The 1,746-nt window shown below is 69.1% G+C and carries 2 protein-coding genes; both read left to right on the plus strand.

Annotation, left to right across the window (positions count from 1 at the left end):
• On the plus strand, positions 1 to 598 hold a 598-nt coding region (locus tag Q4F04_RS15850), incomplete at its 5' end, for an MBL fold metallo-hydrolase (protein ID WP_303370747.1).
• Between the two features lie 23 nt (positions 599 to 621).
• A partial coding sequence (locus Q4F04_RS15855; RefSeq protein ID WP_303370748.1) for an acetyl-CoA C-acetyltransferase occupies positions 622 to 1,746 on the plus strand: 1,125 nt, incomplete at its 3' end.

The raw sequence follows: 1,746 nt of genomic DNA on the forward strand, positions 1-1,746 counted from the left end.
TATTGATCTCGTGTCCGTGACCGACGTGGTGCTGACCCACATGCACATGGACCACACCGGCTGGAACACGGTGCTTGTTGACGGCGAATGGGTGCCGACCTTCCCCAATGCCCGCTACCTGATGCCCGAAACCGACTTCCGCCATTACGAGGTCGCGCTGAAGCAGGCCCGCGACGCGGTGATGGACGACAGTTGGAACGACAGCGTGATGCCGGTGGTCGATGCCGGGCTGGTCGATTTCATCGCCGACGACGCGGGCGAGATCCTCGGCTGCCTGACGGTCGAACCCGTGCCCGGCCACACGCCGGGGATGCTGAGCTTCCGCCTGCGCTCGGACGGCGAGGAGGGCCTGTTTACCGCCGACGTGTTCCATTCGCCGCTGCAGATCGCCCATCCCGACCTCAACACCGCCTATTGCGCCCTGCCCGATGTCGCGCGCGAGACCCGCGCCCGCGTTCTGGCCGAGGCCGCCGACAATGGCACCCTGATCATGCCGATGCATTTCGGCCCGCCCTGCTGCGGCTATGTCCGCCGCGATGGCGACGGCTATGTCTTCGAGGGCGCCGACTGGCCGGACCTGTCGCTGCCCCAACGCTGACCCCAAGGAAAGGATCGCCCCCCATGACGACCCCCATGAGACGAGCCGCCATTGTCATGCCGCTGCGCACCCCCGTGGGCGCCTTTGGCGGCACCCTGCGCCCGCTGACCGCCGAAAAGCTGGGGGCCCATGTCGCCAAGGCCGTGATCGAACGCAGCGGGCTGGACCCCGCGCGCATCGACGACGTGGTCTTCGCCCAGTCCTATTCCAATTCCGAGGCGCCCTGCATCGGCCGCTGGGTCGCGCTGGAGGCCGATTTCCCCGTGGGCGTGCCGGGGATGCAGCTTGACCGGCGCTGCGGCGGCGGCCTTCAGGCGCTGGCGAGTGCCGCGATGATGGTCCAGACCGGGGCCTGCGACGTGGTCATGGCGGGTGGCGTCGAATCGATGTCGAACATCGAATATTACGCCACCGACGTGCGCTGGGGCGCCCGCGCCGGCAACATCCATCTGTACGACCGGCTGGACCGGGGCCGCGAACGCTCGCAGCCCGAACGCCGCTTCGGCAAGATTTCCGGCATGATCGAGACCGCCGAGAACCTCGCCCGCGAATACGACATCACCCGCGAGGAGGCCGACGCCTATGCCGCCCGCAGCCAGCAGCGCGCCGAGGCCGCATGGGCGAACGGCGTCTTCGCCGACGAGGTCGTGCCGGTCACCGTCCCCCAGCGGAAAGGGGCGGACGTGGTCCTTGACCGCGACGAGGGCGTGCGCCCCGGCGTCACGGTGGAATCGCTGTCGGGCCTGCGCACGATCGTGAAGGGCGGCACCGTCACCGCCGGGAACGCCGCCCAGCAGAACGACGCCGCCGCCGCCTGTCTGGTCGTGGCCGAGGACAAGCTGGCCGAGCTTGGCCTGCAGCCGATGGCCTGGTTCCATAGCTGGGCCGTGGCGGGCTGCGAGCCTGCGACCATGGGCATCGGCCCGGTGCCCGCGGTGCAGAAGCTGCTTGCCCGCAACGGGCTGTCCCTTGACGACATGGACCTCGTGGAACTGAACGAGGCCTTCGCCGTGCAGGTGCTGTCGGTGCTGAAGGGCTGGGGCTGGAACGACCCCGACCGGCTGAACGTCCACGGCTCGGGCATCTCGCTGGGCCATCCGGTGGGCGCGACGGGGATGCGGATCGCGACCACGCTGGTCCATGAACTC

Source organism: Paracoccus sp. (in: a-proteobacteria) (assembly GCF_030536915.1).
GTDB lineage: Bacteria > Pseudomonadota > Alphaproteobacteria > Rhodobacterales > Rhodobacteraceae > Paracoccus.